The sequence below is a fragment of the Streptomyces sp. NPDC007856 genome (assembly GCF_042868225.1).
In the GTDB taxonomy this organism is placed as follows: Bacteria; Actinomycetota; Actinomycetes; order Streptomycetales; family Streptomycetaceae; genus Streptomyces.
In genome coordinates this window covers 250,757-273,492 of record NZ_JBIAEC010000003.1, presented here as the reverse complement: position 1 = coordinate 273,492, position 22,736 = coordinate 250,757, and the positions used below count along the sequence as shown (strand labels likewise).

At 68.2% G+C, this 22,736-nt stretch carries 20 protein-coding genes; 9 read left to right on the top strand and 11 right to left on the bottom strand.

What is annotated here, in order from left to right:
- Positions 1 to 9 precede the first annotated feature (9 nt).
- From gyrA to dnaA, 7 genes are all read right to left on the bottom strand, one after another.
- On the bottom strand, positions 10 to 2,604 hold the full coding sequence (gene gyrA, locus ACFYOH_RS09295) for a DNA gyrase subunit A (RefSeq protein ID WP_388622817.1): 2,595 nt from the start codon (positions 2,602 to 2,604) through the stop codon (positions 10 to 12).
- A 42-nt stretch (positions 2,605 to 2,646) separates the two neighbouring features.
- The gene (gene gyrB / locus ACFYOH_RS09290; protein ID WP_388623846.1) at positions 2,647 to 4,743 is read right to left on the bottom strand and encodes a DNA topoisomerase (ATP-hydrolyzing) subunit B; all 2,097 of its coding nucleotides are present in this window, start codon (positions 4,741 to 4,743) and stop codon (positions 2,647 to 2,649) included.
- A 375-nt stretch (positions 4,744 to 5,118) separates the two neighbouring features.
- Positions 5,119 to 5,667: a DUF721 domain-containing protein gene (locus tag ACFYOH_RS09285; RefSeq protein ID WP_388622815.1), complete on the bottom strand. Its 549-nt coding sequence runs from the start codon at positions 5,665 to 5,667 to the stop codon at positions 5,119 to 5,121.
- Positions 5,664 to 6,821, bottom strand: coding sequence for a DNA replication/repair protein RecF (gene recF, locus ACFYOH_RS09280; RefSeq protein ID WP_388622813.1), 1,158 nt, complete (start codon positions 6,819 to 6,821; stop codon positions 5,664 to 5,666). The genes ACFYOH_RS09285 and recF overlap by 4 nt, the downstream gene beginning before the upstream one ends.
- A gap of 81 nt (positions 6,822 to 6,902) precedes the next feature.
- Complete coding sequence (gene gnd / locus ACFYOH_RS09275; RefSeq protein ID WP_388622810.1) at positions 6,903 to 7,778, bottom strand: phosphogluconate dehydrogenase (NAD(+)-dependent, decarboxylating); 876 nt, start codon at positions 7,776 to 7,778, stop codon at positions 6,903 to 6,905.
- A 189-nt stretch (positions 7,779 to 7,967) separates the two neighbouring features.
- A complete protein-coding gene (gene dnaN / locus ACFYOH_RS09270) occupies positions 7,968 to 9,098 on the bottom strand; it encodes a DNA polymerase III subunit beta (protein WP_388622807.1) in 1,131 nt (376 codons plus the stop codon).
- 952 nt (positions 9,099 to 10,050) lie between these two features.
- A complete protein-coding gene (dnaA, locus tag ACFYOH_RS09265; RefSeq protein WP_388622805.1) occupies positions 10,051 to 12,045 on the bottom strand; it encodes a chromosomal replication initiator protein DnaA in 1,995 nt (664 codons plus the stop codon).
- 397 nt (positions 12,046 to 12,442) lie between these two features.
- On the opposite strand from dnaA, the gene rpmH reads away from it, so the two are divergent.
- From rpmH to ACFYOH_RS09220, 9 genes are all read left to right on the top strand, one after another.
- Positions 12,443 to 12,580 carry a 50S ribosomal protein L34 gene (gene rpmH, locus ACFYOH_RS09260; RefSeq protein ID WP_003956500.1) on the top strand — a complete coding sequence of 46 codons (138 nt, stop codon included), beginning with the start codon at positions 12,443 to 12,445 and terminating at the stop codon, positions 12,578 to 12,580.
- A 21-nt stretch (positions 12,581 to 12,601) separates the two neighbouring features.
- The gene (rnpA, locus tag ACFYOH_RS09255; RefSeq protein WP_388622802.1) at positions 12,602 to 12,973 is read left to right on the top strand and encodes a ribonuclease P protein component; all 372 of its coding nucleotides are present in this window, start codon (positions 12,602 to 12,604) and stop codon (positions 12,971 to 12,973) included.
- Entirely contained in the window at positions 12,970 to 13,335 is a 366-nt protein-coding gene (gene yidD / locus ACFYOH_RS09250; RefSeq protein ID WP_388622800.1) for a membrane protein insertion efficiency factor YidD, read from the top strand. The genes rnpA and yidD overlap by 4 nt, the downstream gene beginning before the upstream one ends.
- A gap of 3 nt (positions 13,336 to 13,338) precedes the next feature.
- Positions 13,339 to 14,613 (top strand): membrane protein insertase YidC, encoded by a 1,275-nt coding sequence (gene yidC / locus ACFYOH_RS09245; protein WP_388622798.1) that lies wholly within the window; start codon positions 13,339 to 13,341, stop codon positions 14,611 to 14,613.
- Positions 14,614 to 14,628: 15 nt separating this feature from the next.
- On the top strand, positions 14,629 to 15,141 hold the full coding sequence (locus ACFYOH_RS09240; protein ID WP_388622795.1) for a protein jag: 513 nt from the start codon (positions 14,629 to 14,631) through the stop codon (positions 15,139 to 15,141).
- 117 nt (positions 15,142 to 15,258) lie between these two features.
- Complete coding sequence (rsmG, locus tag ACFYOH_RS09235) at positions 15,259 to 15,975, top strand: 16S rRNA (guanine(527)-N(7))-methyltransferase RsmG (RefSeq protein ID WP_388622792.1); 717 nt, start codon at positions 15,259 to 15,261, stop codon at positions 15,973 to 15,975.
- 365 nt (positions 15,976 to 16,340) lie between these two features.
- On the top strand, positions 16,341 to 17,414 hold the full coding sequence (locus tag ACFYOH_RS09230; RefSeq protein ID WP_388623843.1) for a ParA family protein: 1,074 nt from the start codon (positions 16,341 to 16,343) through the stop codon (positions 17,412 to 17,414).
- On the top strand, positions 17,411 to 18,511 hold the full coding sequence (locus ACFYOH_RS09225; RefSeq protein WP_388622789.1) for a ParB/RepB/Spo0J family partition protein: 1,101 nt from the start codon (positions 17,411 to 17,413) through the stop codon (positions 18,509 to 18,511). The genes ACFYOH_RS09230 and ACFYOH_RS09225 overlap by 4 nt, the downstream gene beginning before the upstream one ends.
- A gap of 321 nt (positions 18,512 to 18,832) precedes the next feature.
- Positions 18,833 to 19,450, top strand: a complete 618-nt coding sequence (locus ACFYOH_RS09220) for a GNAT family N-acetyltransferase (protein ID WP_388622786.1) — start codon at positions 18,833 to 18,835, stop codon at positions 19,448 to 19,450.
- 103 nt (positions 19,451 to 19,553) lie between these two features.
- Here ACFYOH_RS09220 and trxA read toward each other — a convergent pair whose 3' ends face one another.
- The 4 genes from trxA to sigM form a co-directional block, all read right to left on the bottom strand.
- Positions 19,554 to 19,886, bottom strand: coding sequence for a thioredoxin (gene trxA, locus ACFYOH_RS09215; protein WP_388622784.1), 333 nt, complete (start codon positions 19,884 to 19,886; stop codon positions 19,554 to 19,556).
- 49 nt (positions 19,887 to 19,935) lie between these two features.
- A complete protein-coding gene (gene trxB / locus ACFYOH_RS09210; protein ID WP_388622781.1) occupies positions 19,936 to 20,907 on the bottom strand; it encodes a thioredoxin-disulfide reductase in 972 nt (323 codons plus the stop codon).
- Positions 20,908 to 21,071: 164 nt separating this feature from the next.
- The gene (locus ACFYOH_RS09205) at positions 21,072 to 21,998 is read right to left on the bottom strand and encodes an anti-sigma factor family protein (RefSeq protein WP_388622779.1); all 927 of its coding nucleotides are present in this window, start codon (positions 21,996 to 21,998) and stop codon (positions 21,072 to 21,074) included.
- Positions 21,995 to 22,720 carry an RNA polymerase sigma factor SigM gene (gene sigM, locus ACFYOH_RS09200; protein WP_388622777.1) on the bottom strand — a complete coding sequence of 242 codons (726 nt, stop codon included), beginning with the start codon at positions 22,718 to 22,720 and terminating at the stop codon, positions 21,995 to 21,997. Before sigM ends, ACFYOH_RS09205 begins: the two co-directional genes overlap by 4 nt.
- Positions 22,721 to 22,736: the final 16 nt, after the last annotated feature.

Below are 22,736 nucleotides of genomic sequence, written 5' to 3'. Positions count from 1 at the left end.
CTCCTCGTGCTACTCGGCCGAGGGCGCCTCACCCTCGTCCATGCCGCCGGCCTGAGCACCCTCGGCGGCATCGACGGCCTCCTCGCCGTCGACCTCCTCCGCCTCGCGCCCCGCCTCGGCGTTACGTGCGATACCGACCACGGCATCGCGCTTGCCCAGGTTGATCAGTTGGACGCCCATGGTGTCACGGCCCGTCTCCCTGACTTCATTGACTCGCGTACGAATCACGCCGCCGGAGAGGGTGATCGCGAGGATCTCGTCGGTCTCCTCGACGACCAGCGCCCCGACGAGCGAACCGCGGTCCTCCACGATCTTGGCGGCCTTGATACCGAGGCCACCGCGGCCCTGGACGCGGTACTCGTCGACAACGGTCCGCTTCGCGTACCCGCCGTCGGTGGCAGTGAACACGAACGTACCGGGTCGAACAACATTCATCGACAGAAGTTCATCGCCTTCACGGAAACTCATGCCCTTCACACCGGAGGTGGCGCGGCCCATCGGGCGCAGGGAGTCGTCCGTGGCCGTGAACCTGATCGACTGGGCCTTCTTGCTGATCAGAAGGAGATCGTCGTCCGCCGAGACCAGCTCGGCACCGATCAGCTCGTCGTCCGAACCGTCCTCGCGCTCGCGCAGATTGATCGCGATCACGCCGCCGGAGCGGGGCGAATCGTAATCCTTCAGAGGCGTCTTCTTGACCAGACCGGACTTGGTGGCCAGCACCAGGTACGGCGCCGCCTCGTAGTCCCGGATCGCCAGGATCTCGGCGATCGCCTCGTCCGGCTGGAAGGCCAGCAGGTTCGCCACGTGCTGCCCGCGCGCGTCCCGGCCGGCCTCGGGCAGCTCGTACGCCTTCGCCCGGTACACCCGGCCCTTGTTGGTGAAGAACAGCAGCCAGTGGTGGGTGGTGGAGACGAAGAAGTGGTCGACGATGTCGTCTTCCTTCAGCTTCGTGCCGCGCACGCCCTTGCCGCCGCGCTTCTGCGCCCGGTAGTCGTCCGTCTTGGTCCGCTTGACATAGCCGCCGCGGGTGACCGTGACGACGATGTCCTCCTCGGCGATCAGGTCCTCGATGGACATGTCGCCCTCGTACGGGATCAGCTTGGTCTGACGGTCGTCGCCGTACTTCTCGACGATCGCGGCCAGCTCCTCGCTCACGATCCCGCGCTGACGGACCGGGGAGGCGAGGATCTCGTTGTACTCGCTGATCTTCGCCTGGAGTTCGTCGTGCTCCTGGACGATCTTCTGCCGCTCCAGGGCCGCCAGGCGCCGCAGCTGCATCTCGAGGATCGCGTTGGCCTGGATCTCGTCGATCTCCAGCAGGTCCATCAGGCCGCCGCGCGCGATCTCGACGGTCTCGCTGCGCCGGATCAGCGCGATGACCTCGTCGATCGCGTCCAGGGCCTTCAGCAGACCGCGCAGGATGTGCGCCCGCTCCTCGGCCTTGCGCAGCCGGAAGCGGGTACGGCGGACGATGACCTCGATCTGGTGCGTCACCCAGTGGCGGATGAACGCGTCCAGGGAGAGCGTGCGCGGCACGCCGTCGACCAGCGCCAGCATGTTGGCGCCGAAGTTCGTCTGCAGGTCGGTGTGCTTGTACAGGTTGTTCAGCACGACCTTGGCAACCGCGTCCCGCTTCAGGACGATGACCAGCCGCTGGCCCGTACGGGAACTGGTCTCGTCACGGACGTCCGCGATGCCGCCGATCTTGCCGTCCTTCACCAGGTCGGCGATCTTCTGCGCCAGGTTGTCCGGGTTGACCTGGTACGGCAGCTCGGTCACCACCAGGCACTGCCGGCCCTGGATCTCCTCGACCTCGACGACCGCGCGCATCGTGATGGAGCCGCGCCCGGTGCGGTACGCCTCCTCGATGCCCTTGCGGCCCACCACCAGGGCGCCGGTCGGGAAGTCCGGGCCCTTGATGCGCTCCATCAGCGCGTCGAGCAGCTCCTCGTGGGAGACCTCCGGGTTCTCCAGGTACCACTGGGCACCGGCCGCGACCTCGCGCAGGTTGTGCGGCGGGATATTGGTCGCCATGCCGACCGCGATCCCGGCCGAGCCGTTGATCAGCAGGTTCGGGAAGCGGGCCGGCAGGACGGTCGGCTCCTGGGAGCGGCCGTCGTAGTTGTCCGTGAAGTCGACGGTCTCCTCGTCGATGTCGCGGACCATCTCCATCGACAGCGGCGCCATCTTGCACTCGGTGTACCGCATGGCGGCCGCCGGGTCGTTGCCCGGGGAGCCGAAGTTGCCGTTGGAGTCCACCAGCGGCATCCGCATCGACCACGGCTGCGCGAGGCGCACCAGCGCGTCGTAGATCGAACTGTCGCCGTGCGGGTGGTAGTTGCCCATGACGTCACCGACGACACGGGCGCACTTGTAGAAGCCGCGGTCGGGGCGGTAGCCGCCGTCGTACATCGCGTACAGCACGCGCCGGTGGACGGGCTTGAGGCCGTCCCGGACGTCGGGCAGCGCACGCGACACGATGACGGACATCGCGTAGTCCAGGTACGAGCGCTGCATCTCCGTCTCGAGCCCGACGGGCTCGACGCGCATCGCGAGCTCGCCGCCCTCGGTCTCAGGGGTTTGCGGAGTGTTCTCGTCGGCCATAGCTGGTGAAGATCCTTCCTGGTGCGGTCAGCTGAGACCGACTCAGATGTCGAGGAAGCGGACGTCCCTGGCGTTGCGCTGGATGAACTGGCGGCGGGCCTCGACGTCCTCGCCCATGAGGACCGAGAACAGGTCGTCGGCCTGGGCGGCGTCGTCGAGGGTGACCTGGCCGAGGACCCGGTGCTCCTGGTCCATCGTGGTCACGCGCAGCTCCTCGGCGTTCATCTCGCCGAGACCCTTGAAGCGCTGGATCGAGTCCTCGCGGACGCGCTTGCCGCGCTGGCGGCCCATCTCGATCAGTGCGTCGCGCTCGCGGTCGGAGTACGCGTACTCCACGTCGTCCCGGCCCCACTTGATCTTGTACAGCGGAGGACGGGACAGGTACACGTGCCCGGCCTCGACCAGCGGCCGCATGAAGCGGAACAGGAAGGTCAGCAGCAGGGTGCTGATGTGCTGGCCGTCGACGTCGGCGTCCGCCATCAGGATGATCTTGTGATAGCGGAGCTTCTCGATGTCGAAGTCCTCGTGCACACCCGTGCCGAAGGCCGAGATCAGCGCCTGGATCTCCTGGTTCTGCAGGATCTTGTCGATCCTGGCCTTCTCCACGTTGAGGATCTTGCCGCGGATCGGGAGGATCGCCTGGTACTGCGGGTTCCGGCCGGACTTGGCCGAGCCGCCGGCGGAGTCACCCTCGACGATGAAGATCTCGCACTTGGTGGGGTCGTTCGACTGGCAGTCGGAGAGCTTGCCCGGCAGGGACGCCGACTCCAGCAGGCCCTTGCGGCGGGTCAGGTCGCGGGCCTTGCGGGCCGCCACGCGCGCGGTGGCCGCCTGGATGCCCTTGCGGATGATGTCCGCGGCCTCGACCGGGTTGCGGTCCAGCCAGTCGTTGAGGTGCTCGTAGACCGCCTTCTGCACGAAGGTCTTGGCCTCCGTGTTGCCCAGCTTGGTCTTCGTCTGGCCCTCGAACTGCGGCTCGCTCAGCTTCACCGAGATGATCGCGGTCAGACCCTCACGGATGTCGTCACCGGTGAGGTTGTCGTCCTTCTCGCGCAGCAGCCTCTTGTCGCGCGCGTACTTGTTGATCAGCGAGGTCAGCGCGGCGCGGAAGCCCTCTTCGTGCGTACCGCCCTCGTGGGTGTGGATGATGTTCGCGAAGGAGTACACGCCCTCGGTGTAGCCGCTGTTCCACTGCATCGCGACCTCGAGGGACAGGCTCTTGTCCTTGTCCTCGGCCTCCAGGTCGATGACGGTGGGGTGCACCGTCTCCCCCTTGCGGGAGTTGAGGTACTTCACGAAGTCGACGATGCCGCCCTCGTAGTAGTACGTGACGGCCTTGACCTCGGCCTTCTCGTCCGCGCCCGCCTCGTCCGCGCCGCTGGTGGCCTTCGCCGACTCGCGCTCGTCGGTGAGTTTGATCGTCAAACCCTTGTTGAGGAACGCCATCTCCTGGAAACGCCGCGACAGCGTCTCGAAGGAGTACTCGGTGGTCTCGAAGATCTCCGGGTCGGCCCAGAAGGTGACCGACGTGCCGGTCTCCTCGGTCGCCTCGTGCTTGTCCAGGGGGGCGGTCGGAACGCCCATCTTGTAGTCCTGCGTCCACCGGTACCCGTCGGTCCTGACCTCGACGGAGACCTTCGTGGACAGCGCGTTCACGACGGACACGCCCACACCGTGCAGACCGCCGGAGACGGCGTAACCGCCGCCGCCGAACTTGCCGCCCGCGTGCAGCACGGTCAGCACGACCTCGACCGCCGGCTTGCCCTCGGAGGGCACGATGCCCACCGGGATGCCGCGGCCGTTGTCGACGACCCGGACGCCGCCGTCGGCGAGGATCGTGACGTCGATCGTGTCCGCGTACCCGGCCAGCGCCTCGTCGACCGAGTTGTCGACGACCTCGTACACCAGGTGGTGCAGACCGCGCTCGCCCGTGGAACCGATGTACATGCCGGGCCGCTTGCGGACCGCGTCCAGCCCTTCGAGCACGGTGATGGCGCTGGCGTCGTAGGAAGCCGAGGCCGCGGCCTCGGCGTTCACGGTGGCCCCGGCGGGCTCGCCGTTCGCGCCGGCGTCGGTGGACGGGATGTTCTCGTTGGGGTTGCCGGAATCGGCCACGAAGCGCCCTTTCTGGCACAGCACGAGCCGGGCTCGTCGGCGGGTTTGCCGGAGCGGCTGCGGCATGTTGCGGTGGTAAGCCTTGATCAGCGTTGCTCAGCTTTTCCCGGGCGGTCCCCACGATGGGGCGGGATTGTCTTCCAGTCTACCGGTAGCTCTGACATCGATGGGGGTTTGCCGGTACCTGAGTCCCCATGTGCCGCCCTGAACCGGCCTCGATCGGGTCCCGATATACGGATGGGGGCTCCGAGGGGCTCACAGCGGCACTCAGCGCTTCGAGCCGTCAACCCTTGGCTACTGGGGGGTCAGATGACGATCCGCCGGTGCCGCGGCGGCTCTCCACACGTGTGATACGGCGCCGCCCCGACGGCACGGCCCCACTCTTCGACGTGATGTACGTCACCCGTACGTATCGCCGGGCCCGGAGCTCCCCGGCGCCCGCAGCGGGCCGTAGCGCCGGGCCGGGCCGCCCGGATTCAGCACCTTGATCATCCGTACGGTGCCGTGCCCGAGATCCTCGTTGAGGCGGGCGACCAGCGCGGGCGCGAGATGGCGCAGCTGGGTCGCCCAGGCCGTCGAGTCGCAGCTGACGACCAGCACGCGCTCGTCCTCGTCGTACCGCTGCGGCACACAGTGCTTGGCCAGGTCCTCGCCGACGATCTGCGGCCAGCGGCCCATCACCCCGCCCACCGCCGCGGGGGTCTCCCAGCCGCGCTCGGTCAGCAGCCGGTTGATCGCGGCGCCCAACGCCATCGGGTCGCGGCCGTCGGCGCGCGCGCCGGAGCGCAGCCCGCCACCGCGGCGGGCCTGCTTCTTCTGCCGCGCCGCGTCCCCACGCGCGCGTGCCTGCTCCTTCGCAGCGCGCAACGCCACGCGCGCGAGGTCGACACCGGAGGGTTCGTCCCCGTCCTTCTTCGGGTTGCGGGGGGCGGGTTCGTCGGTGCTCATACGCGTTCCACCGTCCCGTCGGCCACGGCGTACCGCACCCCGGTCAGCACCTCGGGTACGTCGTCGTCCACGGCCGCGGTGACCAGCACCTGCTCGCCGGGTGCGACCAGCTCGGCGAGCCGTTCCCGCCGACGCGCGTCCAGCTCGGCGAAGACGTCGTCCAGGACCAGCACCGGCTCGTTGCCCTCGGCCCGCAGCAGGTCGTAGGAGGCCAGGCGCAGGGCGAGCGCGTAGGACCAGGACTCGCCGTGGGAGGCGTACCCCTTGGCGGGCAGCTGGCCGAGTTTGAGAATCAAATCGTCCCGATGAGGGCCCACGAGGGTGACACCGCGCTCGATCTCCTGCTTGCGCGCCTCCGCCAGCGCCGCCATCAGCTGGGCGTAGAGATCCTCACGCGCGTGGGCGTCGCCGGGCGCGGACGGCTTGTACTCCAGCGCCAGCGGCCCACCGCCGGGGGCCAGCTGCTCGTACGCCTTGTCGGCCAGCGGCTGCAGCGCGGCGATCAGGTCCAGCCTCTGCGCGAGCAGTTCGGCGCCCGCGCGCGCGAGATGCTGGTCCCACACGTCGAGCGTGGACAGATCCGCCCCCAGGCTCGAATCCGCTCGCCCGGGAGGTGCCCCCCTCCGCCCGCCGTGCCGGCGCGCCAGGGCGGCCGTCTTGAGCAGGGTGTTGCGCTGCTTGAGGACCCGCTCGTAGTCGGAGCGCACCCCGGCCATGCGCGGCGACCGGGCCGTGATCAGCTCGTCGAGGAACCGCCGCCGTTCGCCCGGGTCGCCTTTGACGAGGGCGAGATCTTCGGGCGCGAACATCACGGTCCGTACGATCCCCAGTACGTCCCTGGGCCTGACCTGCGAGGACCGGTTGATGCGGGCGCGATTGGCCTTGCCGGGGTTCAGCTCCAGCTCGACCAGCTGCTGCCGCTCGCCCTGCCGGACCTGCGCCCGGATGACGGCCCGCTCGGCGCCCATGCGGACCAGGGGCGCGTCGGAGGCGACCCGGTGGCTGCCGAGGGTCGCGAGGTATCCGACGGCTTCCACCAGGTTGGTCTTGCCCTGCCCGTTGGGGCCGACGAAGGCGGTGACGCCCGGGTCGAGCGGAACCTCGGCCCGGGCGTACGAGCGGAAGTCGGCCAGCGAAAGATGCGTGACGTGCATGGTCGTTTCGCCGGCCTTCCCCAGAGTGCTGATGAGCTGTGGATCCACAGGACGCGCCGGGCGCCCCGGTGGATCTGTGGATTACTTCTTCGCTACGGCGTGACCGCCGAACTGGTTGCGCAGCGCGGCGATCATCTTCATCTGCGGCGAGTCCTCCTGGCGGGAGGAGAACCGCGCGAACAGCGACGCGGTGATCGCCGGCAGCGGCACCGCGTTGTCGATCGCGGCCTCCACAGTCCAGCGTCCCTCACCGGAGTCCTGTGCATAACCGCGCAGGCCCTCCAGGTGCTCGTCATCGTCCAGCGCGTTGACCGCGAGGTCGAGCAGCCAGGAGCGGATGACGGTGCCCTCCTGCCAGGAGCGGAAGACCTCGCGGACGTTCTCCACGGAGTCCACCTTCTCCAGCAGCTCCCAGCCCTCGGCGTAGGCCTGCATCATGGCGTACTCGATGCCGTTGTGGACCATCTTCGCGAAGTGGCCCGCGCCGACCTTGCCGGCGTGCACCGAGCCGAAGTCGCCCTCCGGCTTCAGCGCGTCGAAGACCGGCTGCACCTTGGCGACGTTCTCGGCGTCGCCGCCGTACATCAGCGCGTACCCGTTCTCCAGGCCCCAGACGCCGCCGGAGACGCCGCAGTCGACGAAGCCTATGCCCTTGGCCGCCAGCTCCTCGGCGTGCCTCTCGTCGTCCGTCCAGCGGGAGTTGCCGCCGTCCACGACCACGTCGCCGGGCTCCAGCAGCTCGGCCAGCTGGTCGATGGTCGACTGGGTGGGCTCGCTGGCCGGGACCATCACCCAGACCACGCGCGGACCGCTGAGCTTGCCCACAAGCTCTTCCAGGCTGTGGACATCCGCGAGGTCCGCGTTGCGGTCGTATCCGATGACGGTGTGGCCCGCGCGGCGGATCCGCTCGCGCATGTTGCCGCCCATCTTGCCGAGGCCGACGAGACCGAGCTCCATCAGTTGTGTTCCTTAGGTCGCTGTGTGGCGTGAGAGGCACGAGGTGCCGAAGGCGAGCCTAAACCCGCCCCTTCACGCACAGCTGTGGGCATACGCGCTCATGCGTGGGGCCTGCGACCTGCGCTTTTCCACAGACCGCCGGGCGCCCACACCAGGCACCCGGCGCTGTGCACAGCTGTGGACGAACGGTCAGCCGCTGAGCCGCACCGGCATGATCAGGTACTTGTACGCGTCGTCGGCCTCGGCATCCAGCGCCGGCCTCCCGCTGAGCAGCGCCGGCTTCGTGGACGTCGTGAACGACAGCTGAGCCACCGGGGAGTCGATCGCGCTCAGACCGTCCAGCAGGAACGTCGGGTTGAAGGCGATGGAGATGTCGTCACCGTCCAGCTGGGCGTCGACCCTTTCCACAGCCTGTGCGTCGTCGCTGGAGCCCGCCTCCAGGATCAGCACGCCCTGCTCGAAGCTCAGCCGCACCGGAGTGTTCCGCTCGGCCACCAGCGCCACGCGCTTGACGGCCTCCACGAAGGGCGCGGTCTCGATCACGGCGACGGAGTTGAACTCGGTCGGGAACAGCGTGCGGTACTTCGGCAGGTCGCCCTCGAGCAGCCGGGTGGTCGTACGCCGCCCGGCGCCCTCGAAACCGATCAGGCCCTCGCCCGCGCCCGAGCCGGACAGCGCCAGCGTGACGCTGTCACCGGCGCCGAGCGACTTGGCGGTGTCCAGCAGCGTCTTGGCCGGGACCAGGGCGACCGCGGAGGCGTCCGGGTTCTCCGGCTTCCACAGGAACTCGCGGACGGCGAAGCGGTAGCGGTCGGTGGAGGCCAGGGTGACCGTGTCGCCCTCGATCTCGATGCGCACACCGGTGAGGACGGGCAGCGTGTCGTCCCGGCCGGCCGCGATGGCCACCTGGGACACGGCGGCCGCGAAGACCTCGCCGGGGACGGTGCCGGTGGCGTTGGGCATCTGCGGCAGCGCCGGGTACTCCTCCACCGGCAGGGTGTGCAGGGTGAACCGGGAGGACCCGCAGACCACCGTCGCCCGTACACCGTCTGTGGAAATCTCCACCGGCCGGTTGGGCAGAGCGCGGGAGATGTCGGCGAGCAGCCGGCCGGAGACGAGGACGGTGCCCTCCTCCTCGACCTCGGCTTCCACGGACACCCGCGCGGAGACCTCGTAGTCGAAGCTCGACAGGCTCAGCTGGCCGTCCTCGGCCTTGAGGAGAAGGCCGGCGAGGACAGGCGCCGGCGGACGGGCCGGGAGGCTGCGTGCCGCCCACGCCACTGCCTCCGCGAGTACGTCGCGTTCCACCCGGATCTTCACCGTAAGCCGCCTCCTGCTGTTGCTACTGAGTCCTCCGACTCGGTGTCACCGCCCGCTGCGAAGGGAAGGACACCGGGGACCAGTCTGACGCACCGCACTGACAGTAGGTGCCCGTCGGGGTCAAGTCGCTCCGGGAGGCAGCCGGGCACGAGACGGCGAGTTGTGCACAGGCCCCGCTTCAAAACGATTGCCGGACTCTCTCTAGTCGGGAGTAGTAGTAGGGCCTGTGGATACCGTGGATAACCTCGTTTGCCCAGCTCAGAGCCGAGATTTTGTCCACGGGGCCTGTGGGTGGCGGCGGTGGACAACCGGGTGCATCTGTGGAGAACGGGAAGTTCTGCACACCCCGCCCACAGCCTGAGGGCAGTTCTCCCCAGCTGCGTCCCCAGGTTTACCCACGTTTCCCACACCCCAATCCGGCACCTTCGTGTGACGGCTTTCACTCGACGAGGTGAGCCGGTGCGTCGCGTTGCCGAACAGTGGACAGCCATGTGGAGAAGCCGGTGATCACTGGGGACAACCGGCTCCAGCCTGTGGGGCGTCGGTGGAAAACTTCGTGCACAGCCTGTGGATCTTTCCTTCGTCCACAGTCTGTGGAGATCGTTCATCCACGATTCCACAGGCAGCTGAGCTGGGCGAACGTCGTATGAACGGGCTCCCTGTGGACGCCGTTCGGGACAACTCGACAGTCCCCAGCATGTGGACGGAAGAAACCCGGCGAATCTGTGGAGGATGGCCGTAACCCGGCACTTAATCGAACACCCGGTGGCGAACGAGGAACACTCCACAGCCCTCGGCCGTGCCCATGCAGCGGCGGGCAGCCGTACCTCCCCCGGTGCCTCAGGGGCCCGGGAGACCTCGCGCGCGGCACGGGGCGCATGCCAAAGGGCGCCCCCGGGACATGTGTCCCTAAGGCGCCCTCGATGTCGGCGGAGGCCAGGCGCAGCCGCCGTCAGCCGTTCTTGATCCGGTTCGTCAGCTCGGTCACCTGGTTGTAGATCGACCGCCGCTCGGCCATCAGCGCCCGGATCTTGCGGTCGGCGTGCATGACGGTGGTGTGGTCACGCCCGCCGAACTGCGCCCCGATCTTCGGCAGCGACAGATCGGTCAGCTCCCGGCACAGGTACATGGCGATCTGCCGCGCGGTGACCAGCGCGCGACCGCGCGAGGTGCCGCACAGGTCCTCCACCGTCAGCCCGAAGTAGTCCGCGGTGGCCGCCATGATCGCCGTGGCCGTGATCTCGGGGGCGGAGTCCTCGCCACCGGGGATCAGGTCCTTCAGGACGATCTCGGTCAGGCCGAGGTCGACCGGCTGCCGGTTGAGCGAGGCGAACGCCGTCACCCGGATCAGCGCGCCCTCCAGCTCACGGATGTTCCGCGAGATCCGGGAGGCGATGAACTCCAGCACCTCCGGCGGCGCGTTCAGCTGCTCCTGCACCGCCTTCTTGCGCAGGATCGCGATACGCGTCTCCAGCTCGGGCGGCTGGACATCGGTGATCAGACCCCACTCGAAACGGTTCCGCAGCCGGTCCTCCAGCGTGACCAGCTGCTTCGGCGGCCGGTCGGAGGAGAGCACGATCTGCTTGTTGGCGTTGTGGAGCGTGTTGAAGGTGTGGAAGAACTCCTCCTGCGTCGACTCCTTGTCCGCGAGGAACTGGATGTCGTCGACGAGCAGGATGTCCATCTCGCGGTAGCGCTTGCGGAAGCTGTCGCCCTTGCCGTCGCGGATGGAGTTGATGAACTCGTTGGTGAACTCCTCCGAGCTCACATAGCGCACGCGCGTGCCCGGGTAGAGGCTTCGCGCGTAGTGCCCGATCGCGTGCAGCAGATGCGTCTTGCCGAGCCCCGACTCCCCATAGATGAAGAGGGGGTTGTAGGCCTTCGCCGGTGCTTCGGCGACGGCGACCGCGGCCGCGTGCGCGAACCGGTTGGAGGCGCCGATGACGAACGTGTCGAAGAGGTACTTCGGGTTCAGCCGTGCCGTCGGCTCGCCGGGACCGCTCGCCGGCGCGGGCTGTGCGGCCAGCGGGCCGGGGGCGCCTGTCGCGGGCAGGTCCGGGCGGCCGGGGCCGCCGCGGTGCGCCGGGCCGCCGCCCGTCGGCTGCTCGGGCAGCTCACGGCGGACGGGGTCGCGCTGGTCGTACTCGGTGCGGGACGGGTCGTACTCCGGGCGCACGGAGTCGTAGTCCGGACGCCCCGAGTCGTAGTCGGCGCGCGGATTGTCGTAGTCGCCGCGCTGCTGCTCGTACGACGGCCGGTCCCGGCCCGGCGAGCGGTAGTCCGGGGACGGCGAGCCGTAGCCCTCCGGTCCGGAGCCGTAGGCGTCCTGGGACGACGGTGATGCGTACGGGTCGCGCTCGGGGAAGCCGAGCCGCGGCTGCTGCCAGCCGTACTCGTCCTGGGTGGGCCGCGGCCAGGCGCCGGGTTCGCGGCGCTGGTACTCGGAGGGATACGCCGGGCGTACGACGGGAAGCTGGTCCGCGCGGCCGGCGGGCAGCTGGTCGGGGCGGGGCTGCTGCTCGGCCGGCGGTTGCTCGACGGCACGGTGGCGGCCGTAGCCCTCGTACGACCGTTCCTCGTAGGACCGTTCCTCGTAGGACGGGCCGGACGGCAGCTCGGGCTCTTCGTAGCGCGGCTTGGGCGGCTGCGGCACCGGCGCCGGCGGCTCGCCCGCGGAGTCGTCCACGGTGATGGCGATACGGATGGGGCGGCCGCACTCGCGGCTCAGTGTCTCGCTGACGACCGGCGCGAGACGGCCCTCCAGTACGCCCTTCGCGAATTCGTTCGGTACGGCGAGCAGAGCGGTGTCCGCGACCAGCGCGAGCGGCTGGCAGCGCCGGATCCAGTGCTCGTCCTTCGCCTCGACACCCTGTCCGCGGCCCTCTCCGAGGAGCTGCTCCAGTACTCGCGGCCACACTGCGGCAAGATCGGCGGGTACGTCAGCCACAGGGCACGCTCTCTCACAGGTCCCACGAACGTGTGATCGCGGGACGGGTCGGGGGGTACTTCGGGTGGTCGTGTGGGTCAAACCCGCCGGGGCGGGGGACAAAAGAACGAATCGGAGTTCAGCCACGGTAGTCAGCGCGGCGGGTGCGGTTCAAGTTGTTGTCCCCAGCCTGTGGATAGTGTCTCCCCGTGACTCTCGGTTTGACCGGATGGCGCAGCCCCGCGTACCGTAACCAGGTCGAGTTGTCGATGGCTGCTGCCGCCTGCCTCCGATGGGCACAGGTCACGTCAGGTGATCGGGAAGCGGTGCACTCGGGCGTGACGCGAGCTACTCGTGGGCGCACGGTGACAGCCAAGACGGCACCCCGCAACTACCGATTTCTTTCTGGAGCCCCCGAGTGAGCAAGCGCACCTTCCAGCCGAACAACCGTCGTCGCGCGAAGACCCACGGCTTCCGGCTGCGTATGCGCACCCGTGCCGGCCGCGCGATTCTCGCGTCCCGCCGTAGCAAGGGTCGCGCCCGTCTGTCCGCCTGATCCCGATCGGGTCATGACGTCGTGCTGCCCACCGAGAACCGGCTGAGGCGGCGCGAGGACTTCGCGACCGCGGTCCGACGAGGTCGCCGGGCAGGACGCCCGACCCTCGTCGTCCACCTTCGTAGCGGTGCCACGGACCCGCACGCGCCTGGGGAGAGCGCTCCCTCGACGCGTGCGGGTTTCGTCGTGAGCAAGGCCGTGGGTGGCGCGGTCGTGCGCAACAAAGTGAAGCGCAGACTGCGTCATCTGATGCGTGACCGAGTCGCCCTGTTTCCCCCCGGTAGCCTGGTAGTCGTACGAGCGCTGCCCGGAGCGGGCGACGCAGACCACGCACAGCTGGCCCGAGACCTGGACGCCGCCGTTCAGCGGCTGCTGGGAGGGGGCGCGCGATGAAGTACCCGCTGCTGGCTCTGATCAAGCTGTACCAGTGGACGATCAGTCCATTGCTGGGGCCGGTGTGCAAGTACTACCCGTCGTGCTCCCACTACGGCTACACGGCCATCGACCGGCACGGTGCGATCAAGGGAACGGCACTCACCGCCTGGCGCATCCTCCGGTGCAATCCGTGGTCGCTGGGCGGTGTGGACCACGTCCCGCCGCGCAAGCGACCGCGGTGGCACGAAATGCTGCGCAACGCTTGGCGCGCACGCAAGGGCGGGCCCTCCGCCGCCGAACCGGCCACCGAAGCGAAGCCTCTTTCCGGTCCTCCTTCGAGCCCGGCCGCAGAGACCTCGTCCCATGCCCAAGGAGCATGATTAGTGGACACGATTGCCAGCCTCTTCAGCTTCATCACGACACCCGTTTCATGGGTCATCGTCCAGTTCCACAAGGTGTACGGCGCGATCTTCGGTGCTGACACCGGGTGGGCCTGGGGCCTGTCCATCGTGTCCCTGGTGATCCTGATCCGCATCTGCCTAGTCCCGCTCTTCGTGAAGCAGATCAAGGCGACCCGGGCCATGCAGACGCTCCAGCCAGAGATGAAGAAAATCCAGGAGCGCTACAAGAACGACAAGCAGCGTCAGTCCGAAGAGATGATGAAGCTGTACAAGGAGTCGGGTACCAACCCGCTCTCCTCGTGCCTTCCCATCCTGGCGCAGTCCCCGTTCTTCTTCGCCCTGTACCACGTGCTCAACGGCATCGCGACGGCCAAGCCGATCGGCGTCATCAACGAGCCGCTGCTCGCCAGCGCCCGTAAGGCGCACATCTTCGGCGCCCCGCTGGCCGCGAAGTTCATGGACAGCTCGGACAAGGTCGCGGCGCTGGGCGCCACGCTGACCGACGTCCGGGTCGTGACCGCGGTCATGATCATCCTGATGTCGTTCTCGCAGTTCTACACGCAGCGCCAGCTGATGACGAAGAACGTCGACACGACGGTGAAGACGCCGTTCATGCAGCAGCAGAAGATGCTGATGTACGTCTTCCCGGTCATGTTCGCCGTCTTCGGTATCAACTTCCCGGTCGGTGTCCTCGTCTACTGGCTGACCACCAACGTGTGGACCATGGGCCAGCAGATGTACGTCATCCACAACAACCCGACCCCGGGTTCCAAGGCCCAGGCCGCCTACCTGGAGCGCCTGACCAAGCACGTCACGCAGCACGGCAAGGTCCGCCGGCGCAGCGAGAAGGCCATCGTCAAGGCGATCGTCGCCAAGGGCCGGGACCGCAACGAGTTCGAGCGCAAGTTCATCAACGCCGTGAACAAGGCCGGTCTCGCCGCCCAGTCCGACGGCACCGTGGTGAAGAGCGTGGCCCAGGACACGGCGCAGACCGCGGACGGTGTGGAGACCACCTCGGAGGCCGGCACCGCGCCCCGGCGCCAGCAGCCCAAGCGCCAGTCCAAGTCACAGCGTCAGTCCGGCGGGCCCAAGCAGACGGGCGGGTCCACCTCGCTGGAGAAGTCCGACGAGCCGCAGGACGCCAAGCCCACCGCTGCCCAGCAGGCCCCGAAGCCCGGCTCCGGCACCCGCAGCAAGGCCCAGTCCGGCCAGCGCAAGGGTGGCCCGCAGCGGCCCAAGTCCCCGTCCAAGAAGTAAGAAGGAGCCCATCCCGTGACGGAAGGCACCACCTCTGCCGCTGCCGAGGGTGCAGACGCCCTGACCCGCCTGGAACAGGAGGGTGAGATCGCGGCGGACTACCTGGAGGGTCTGCTGGACATCGCCGACCTCGATGGCGACATCGACATGGACGTCGAGGCCGACCGCGCCTCCGTGTCGATCATCAGCGACACCGGCGGCCGGGACCTGCAGAAGCTGGTCGGCCGGGACGGCGAGGTGCTGGAGGCACTGCAGGAGCTGACGCGCCTGGCCGTGCACCGGGAGACCGGCGACCGCAGCCGGCTCATGCTGGACATCGCGGGTTACCGGGCCAAGAAGCGGGCCGAGCTGTCCGAGATCGGTGCCAAGGCCGCCGCCGAGGCGAAAAACACCGGCGAGCCCGTCAAGCTCAAGCCGATGACCCCGTTCGAGCGCAAGGTCGTGCACGACGCGGTCAAGGCCGCGGGACTGAGCAGCGAGTCCGAGGGCGAGGAACCGCAGCGGTTCGTCGTCGTGCTGCCCGCCTGATCGGTCCCCACGTATCACCGGCCCCGTCTGTTGAGCAGACGGGGCCGAAGTTTGTCAGCCTGGTAGTTCTGGTGGCCGGTGCGCGAAGCGCCGGCGCTGTACGGAAGGACGGTCCCCGTGACGGAGGCAGCGGAGCTTCCCCCCGCGCCCGAGCAGGCGCGGGAAGTGTTTGGTGATCGCTTCGCCGATGCGGTTCGCTACGCGGAGCTGCTCGCCGAGGCGGGCGTGCAGCGTGGCCTGATCGGCCCGCGGGAAGTGCCCCGCCTGTGGGAGCGGCACCTGCTGAACTGTGCGGTGCTCTCCGAGGCCGTCCCCGAGGGAGTGACGGTCTGCGATGTCGGCTCCGGTGCAGGCTTGCCCGGTATCCCGCTGGCCTTGGTCCGGGACGACCTGAACATCACCCTTCTGGAGCCATTGCTGCGGCGCACCACCTTCCTCACCGAGGTCGTCGAGCTGCTTGGCCTGGATCACGTCACGGTGGTGCGGGGCCGTGCCGAGGAGGTCCTGGGCAAGCTGCCGCCGGTCCATGTGGTGACGGCCCGAGCCGTGGCCCCACTGGACCGCCTGGCCGCCTGGGGCATCCCGCTACTGCGTCCCTACGGCGAGATGCTCGCGCTGAAGGGAGACACCGCCGAGGAGGAGCTGAAGGCCGCGGCGACGGCACTCAGCAAGCTCGGTGCGGTGGAGACGTCGATCCTGCATGTGGGTGAGGGCATCGTGGACCCGATGTCCACGGTGGTGCGGGTCGAGGTCGGGGAGAGCCCGGGCGGCGTGCGGTTCGCGGCCAAGCGTGCCAAGGCGGCCCGGACTGGTCGTGCCCGCCGTCGACGTTGAGCAGGAGCAGGCGCGTCTCTGATCCGTCCTGACGGTGAGACGTACTCCACACAAGCTGCCAAACCTACGCAGGCCGGAGTGTCGCGAAGGTCCGATCGCCGTCGCTGTGCATCGTGTTTCACGTGAAACGTCGCTCACTTCTGCACGGGATCATCAGTCGTGGCCGCGCTGCGGCCGAACCGCGCGACCGCAAGCCCCTCGGTTCCCTGGGGGAGGATTCCGTCTCCCGGGGAACCCCGTCGCTGTCCCAGGGCTCTCCACCTTTGCCACAGGGCACTTCGTCCCTCTCCAGGGGCATGGAGTTGTCCACGGAGGTGGATTTCTCCACAGAACACCAGGCCTCACTGGTTCACGACCCCGAAGACATGGGAGGCTCTGTTCATTGCGAGCCTGAAGTCGAGGAGAGTGAATCCTTGCGGTCCGACGCCAACATCGCGGGACCGATGACCGATCCGGTCCCCGGTCCCCGTACCGAGTCGATGGGGGTGGATGTTTCACGTGAAACACCGCCTCCGATGGACGACACTCCGATCGGTCGTGCGGCCCAACTGGCGGTAGAGGCTCTGGGCCGCGCCGGCGAAGGCCTGCCACGGCCCGAGCAGACCAGAGTCATCGTGGTCGCCAACCAGAAGGGCGGCGTGGGTAAGACGACGACCACCGTCAATCTTGCTGCTTCGCTGGCTCTGCACGGCGGCCGGGTCCTGGTGATTGACCTCGACCCGCAGGGCAACGCGTCCACCGCCCTCGGAATCGACCACCACGCAGAAGTTCCCTCCATTTACGACGTGTTGGTGGAGAGCAAGCCTCTCGCCGAGGTTGTCCAGCCGGTCCCCGATGTCGAGGGACTCTTCTGTGCTCCCGCCACCATCGATCTCGCCGGTGCGGAGATCGAGTTGGTGTCCCTGGTGGCCCGTGAGAGCCGACTGCAGCGGGCGATCCAGGCCTATGAACAGCCGCTGGACTACATCCTCATCGACTGCCCGCCCTCGCTCGGCCTGTTGACGGTCAACGCGCTGGTGGCGGGGCAGGAGGTCCTGATCCCGATCCAGTGCGAGTACTACGCACTGGAGGGTCTGGGCCAGCTGCTGCGCAACGTCGACCTGGTGCGGGGGCACCTCAACCCCACGCTGCATGTGTCGACCATCCTGCTCACCATGTACGACGGCCGGACGCGTCTCGCCTCCCAGGTCGCGGAAGAGGTGCGCACCCACTTCGGCGACGAGGTACTGCGGACAAGCATTCCCCGCTCGGTCCGTATCTCCGAGGCGCCGAGTTACGGGCAGACAGTGTTGACTTACGATCCTGGATCGAGCGGTGCTCTCTCGTATCTTGAGGCGGCCAGAGAAATCGCGCTGAAGGGCATCGGCATCAGCTATGACGCGAGCCAGGCCCACATCGGCGCCCAGAACGATCCGAGCATGGTGGAGGGGATCCAGTGAGTGAGCGACGGAGGGGGCTGGGGCGTGGTCTCGGCGCACTGATCCCCGCTGCCCCGACGGAGAAGACGCCGGCTCCGGCCGCGCTGGGAGGAGGAGGGGCCTCCGCCTCCCCCGCAGCCGTCCCGGCGCTGACGAACGACCGCGGGGTTGCCGCGGCGAAGGTGGCCACACTGCCGCCTGTTTCACATGAAACCGAGGAGCCTCCGGCAAGCCCCGTAATGGAGACGCCGACTGCTCCCATGGGCGCGCACTTCGCCGAAATCCCGCTTGACGCCATCTCGCCCAACCCACGCCAGCCGCGCGATGTCTTCGACGAGGACGCGCTCCAGGAGCTGGTCACCTCCATCAAGGAGGTCGGGCTCCTCCAGCCGGTCGTCGTACGGCAGCTGGGTCCCGCCCGCTATGAGCTGATCATGGGCGAGCGCCGCTGGCGGGCCTGCCGCGAGGCCGGTCTGGAGGCCATCCCGGCGATCGTCCGGGCCACGGAGGACGAGAAGCTCCTCCTGGACGCGCTGCTGGAGAACCTCCACCGTGCACAGCTGAACCCGCTGGAAGAGGCGGCTGCCTACGACCAGCTGCTGAAGGACTTCAACTGCACGCACGACCAGCTTGCCGACCGGATCGGTCGCTCCCGGCCCCAGGTCTCCAATACGCTGCGTCTGCTGAAGCTCTCGCCGGCCGTCCAGAAGCGGGTGGCTGCCGGTGTCCTCTCCGCCGGGCATGCCCGGGCACTGTTGTCCATCGAGGACTCCGAGGAGCAGGACCGGCTGGCTCACCGCATCGTGGCCGAGGGGCTGTCGGTACGAGCCGTCGAGGAGATCGTGACCCTCATGGGTTCGCGGCCCCAGAAGCCTCAGCGTCCCAAGGGGCCCCGCGCCGGCTCCCGGCTGTCCCCGGCCCTGAACGAGCTGGCGACCCGCCTGTCGGACCGCTTCGAGACACGGGTGAAGGTCGACCTCGGCCAGAAGAAGGGCAAGATCACCGTTGAGTTCGCCTCGGTGGACGATCTGCAGCGGATCCTGAGCACGCTCGCTCCTGGTGAGGGTCCGGTGCTGAATCAGGAGCTGCAGGACGCGACGGACGACCAGGAGGACTGATCCTGGCCCGACCCACTCGGCCATGCACAGAGCGGGCCGTGTCCGGTGTATGCCGGAACACGGCTCGCTCTTTGCTTTGAGGCGGTATCGAGCGAATCGCATCGCGGATACGATGCGAACGGGTATGGCGCATCCACCGGACAGCATCTGCATCTCTGAGTGGGGAGACGGGGCCATGCGATCGATGAGCCGCACCGGACTGGTGAGCGCGGGCCTGAGCCTTGGAGCAGTCGGCGGATTCGTCGGCAGCCTGATCAGGGAGCGGAGCGCTCTGACAGCCGCGCGTGATGCGGCGGGCGAAGGAAGCGAGGAACAGCCTTCATGGGGCGTCGGCTCGTGCCGCTCACGCTGGACAACCTTCAGGACCTTCCCCAACGCTGTCGGTCGTGTGTCTTCTGGGAGCTGGACCCCGTCAGCGGCGAAGCGGCGGTAAGGGCGGGGACGTCGGCACTGGAGAAGGAAGCCTGGATCTCGGCAGTCCTGCTGGACTGGGGATCGTGCGGCCGGGTGGTGTACGTCGATGATGTACCGGTGGGTTTCGTTCTCTATGCCCCTCCGGCTTATGTACCGCGCTCGACGGCCTTTCCCACGAGTCCCGTCTCACCGGATGCCGTGCAGCTGATGACGGCGTTCATCATGCCCGGCTATCAGGGACAGGGGCTGGGCCGAGTGCTCGTGCAGACGGTCGCCAAGGATCTGCTGCGCCGAGGCTTCAAGGCCATCGAAGCCTTCGGCGACGCTCGCTGGAAGGAACCCGTCTGCCTGCTGCCGGCGGATCATCTTCTGGCCGTCGGCTTCAAAACGGTCCGGCAGCATCCCACGCATCCCCGGCTGCGGTTGGAGCTGCGGTCGACCCTCTCCTGGAAGGAAGACGTGGAGATGGCGCTCGACCGGCTTCTCGGAGCGGTTCAGAAGGAGCCGGCGCTGAGGCCGCTGTAGTGTCAGCACGGTGACATAAGCGAATGGGCCAACCCGGAAGGGTTGGCCCATTCGTGTTTCACGTGAAACATGCGCCGCCGCGCGGACAGCACGGTTCTCCGCCTTACTCGGCGATGAACTCCTCGAGGTCGCGAACGATCGCGGCCTTCGGCTTGGCACCGACGATGGTCTTGGCGACCTCGCCACCCTGGTAGACGTTCAGGGTGGGGATGGACATGACGCCGTACTTGGCGGCTGTGCCCGGGTTCTCGTCGATGTTCAGCTTGACGACCTCGATCTTCTCGCCGTACTCGGCAGCGATCGCCTCCAGGGACGGAGCGATCTGGCGGCACGGACCGCACCAGGCGGCCCAGAAGTCCACCAGGACGGGCTTGTCGCTCTTGAGGACGTCCTGCTCGAAGGAATCGTCGGTCACATTCTTCAGGCTGCCGGCCACGGCGGGCTCCTTAACTCGATCGTGCGGTGGGGCGGGGGGAAGGGGAAGGTCAGACGGCGGCGGACTTCTCGGGCTCGGCCTTGTCCTCGTCCGCCAGGGCGGAGAGGAAGCGCTCGGCGTCCAGAGCGGCGGAGCAGCCGGTGCCGGCCGCGGTGATCGCCTGGCGGTAGGTGTGGTCGACCACGTCACCAGCGGCGAAGACGCCGGTCACATTGGTGCGGGTGGATGGGGAGGCGACCTTCAGGTAGCCCTCCTCGTCCAGGTCCAGCTGGCCCTTGAACAGCTCGGTGCGCGGGTCGTGGCCGATCGCGATGAACAGACCGGTCGCGGGCAGCTCCGACAGTTCGCCGGTCTTGACGTTGCGCAGCTTCAGACCGGAGAGCTTCTGCTCGCCCTGGATCTCGGCGACCTCGCTGTCCCACACGAACTTGATCTTCGGGTCGCCAAAGGCACGCTCCTGCATCGCCTTGGAGGCACGCAGCGTGTCCCGGCGGTGGACGATCGTCACGGACTTGGCGAACCGCGAGAGGAAGGTAGCCTCCTCCATCGCGGTGTCACCGCCGCCGATCACGGCGATGTCCTGGCCCTTGAAGAAGAAGCCGTCGCAGGTCGCACACCAGGAGACACCGCGACCGGACAGCGCGTCCTCGTTGGGCAGGCCCAGCTTGCGGTGCTGGGAGCCGGTGGCGACGATGACGGCCTTCGCCCGGTGAACGGTGCCGGCGGTGTCGGTGACGGTCTTGATCTCACCACTCAGGTCGACGGAGACGATGTCGTCCGGAATGAGCTCGGCGCCGAAGCGCTCTGCCTGCGCCCGCATATTGTCCATGAGCTCGGGGCCCATGATGCCGTCGCGGAAGCCCGGGAAGTTCTCGACCTCGGTGGTGTTCATCAGCGCGCCACCGGCGGTGACGGCTCCCTCGAACACCAGGGGCTTCAGCGACGCGCGCGCGGTGTAGAGCGCCGCCGTGTAGCCTGCGGGCCCGGAGCCGATGATGATCACGTTACGGACGTCGCTCACGGCTTGATTCCTCGTCTCTGGTCTGTGTCAGTCGACCGGTGGGAGACCCCTTCAGGACTCTCACCCCACCCAACGGATCCTACGGGGCGCGCATTCCCGGTGTGCCGGGGCACACGCGTGCGTCGAGACACGGAAGGAGCGGTCGAGCAGAATGTCGAGCAGACTCAGGGGCGGGCGAGGGACTGCTTCAGAAGAAGCGTGCCGGTGGAGCCGGGCTGTTGCCGGATGCAGGCCGCGTCGACGATGTAGACCGTGACGCGTGCGCTGTCGGCGGCATCGGGCACCACGACCAGATAGGCGGACTTCCCGTCGTACGTTCCTGTCTTGGCGCCCAGGACGTCGTCGCCCCGGTGGAGCGCGGCCCGGACGCAGTCGGGAACTGCGACATCGGTCTGGATCAAGGTGTTAGCGCTCTCGGTCGAGTGAGGGGTGTTGTGCTCGGACTCGAGGCCCGATCGAGGTCGCTGGCCCAGGGGGGAGTTCTTCTTGTTGGTGAGCAGATCCTTCACCTGGCTCTGGACACTCGCGCCGGAGAAGGGACCGACGGAAGGCGTCGGCTTTCCATGGGCCGTGGTGTCGGAGGAGTGATCGCCGAGCGACTGCAGCACCAGTGACCCCACCCCCAGGACGGCCGCGGTCAGGACGGTCCCCAGGACCACACGCCGCCGGCGCCAGCCCCGCTGACGCCCCTTGCGTCCCGGACCGGTCGCAGCCTGAGGACGGCCGGCGGGCCGATCCGAGGGGAGCGATGTTTCACGTGAAACATGACCCTCGTCGTCCCCATGCCCCGGCTCGGTCTCACTGGAGAGCTGGGCGCTCAGCGGTTCCGGGGTGGAGGGGCTGAGCAGTGCCTCAACGGCGAGTGCGGCATCAATACGCTCGGCCACGTCGGCCGGCATTCGCTCCGCTTCTGATACGGATCCCAGCAGCCCCCGGACCTCCTCGAGCGAGGTATGGACGTCCGCACACAGCTCACACGTCTCCAGATGACGCCGTATGTCCGCGCTGCGATCCGGAGTCAGCAGGCCTTCGGTGAGGTCGGAGATCTCCGCGACGTCCGGGTGCCCGGCCGTGTCTGTCGTGGAACTCACGCTCGCCCACCTCCGCCCTTCACTACGGCTGAATCGCTCGGTCCCGCGTCCTCGGGGCTTCCGTTCGGAGCCCCCGTTGCCGGTGGGACGGATGTCCCCTCCACCCGGTTCCGTCCCCCGCCGGGTTCTTTTCCGCTTCCGGAACCTTCGGGCCGTAGATGAGTGAGCAGAGGCAGCAGCCGGGCTCTGCCCCGGGCGCACCGGCTTTTCACCGTGCCCGTCGGCACGTCCAGGATCCGTGCGGCCTCGGCCACGGGATAGCCCTGCATGTCCACGAGGACCAGCGCGGCCCTCTGGTCGTGCGGCAGGGTGCCGAGCGCTTCGAGGAGCTGGCGCTGGACGTCGTTCCTCTCGGCCGGAGCCGAGGCCGACTCGTGCGGCTCCAGGAGCTGCTCGAGCCGCTCGGTGTCGTCGACCGGCGCGGTCTTCCGCGAGGCTGCCTTACGGGCGCGGTCCAGGCAGGCGTTCACCGTGATCCGGTGCAGCCAGGTCGTGACCGCCGACTGCCCCCGAAAGGTATGCGCAGCCCGGAAGGCCGACACCAGGGCGTCCTGGACCGCATCGGCGGCCTCCTCACGGTCCCCCAGCGTCCGCAGTGCGACCGCCCACAGCCGATCCCGATGCCGCCGCACGATCTCACCGAAGGCATCGGGATCGCCTTCCACATGACGGGCGAGGAGATCCTTGTCGCTCACCCGGTCGTATCCGGCGCCCTCCGCCATCTGCCCCTCCCGAGTG

Bases quoted from the DNA above. Each gene is read 5' to 3' on its own strand.
- gyrA (WP_388622817.1), bottom strand. From the start codon at position 2,604: ATGGCCGACGAGAACACTCCGCAAACCCCTGAGACCGAGGGCGGCGAG.
- ACFYOH_RS09285 (WP_388622815.1), bottom strand. From the start codon at position 5,667: ATGAGCACCGACGAACCCGCCCCCCGCAACCCGAAGAAGGACGGGGAC.
- recF (WP_388622813.1), bottom strand. From the start codon at position 6,821: ATGCACGTCACGCATCTTTCGCTGGCCGACTTCCGCTCGTACGCCCGG.
- gnd (WP_388622810.1), bottom strand. From the start codon at position 7,778: ATGGAGCTCGGTCTCGTCGGCCTCGGCAAGATGGGCGGCAACATGCGC.
- yidD (WP_388622800.1), top strand. From the start codon at position 12,970: ATGAAGTACCCGCTGCTGGCTCTGATCAAGCTGTACCAGTGGACGATC.
- ACFYOH_RS09230 (WP_388623843.1), top strand. From the start codon at position 16,341: ATGGGAGGCTCTGTTCATTGCGAGCCTGAAGTCGAGGAGAGTGAATCC.
- ACFYOH_RS09220 (WP_388622786.1), top strand. From the start codon at position 18,833: ATGGGGCGTCGGCTCGTGCCGCTCACGCTGGACAACCTTCAGGACCTT.
- sigM (WP_388622777.1), bottom strand. From the start codon at position 22,720: ATGGCGGAGGGCGCCGGATACGACCGGGTGAGCGACAAGGATCTCCTC.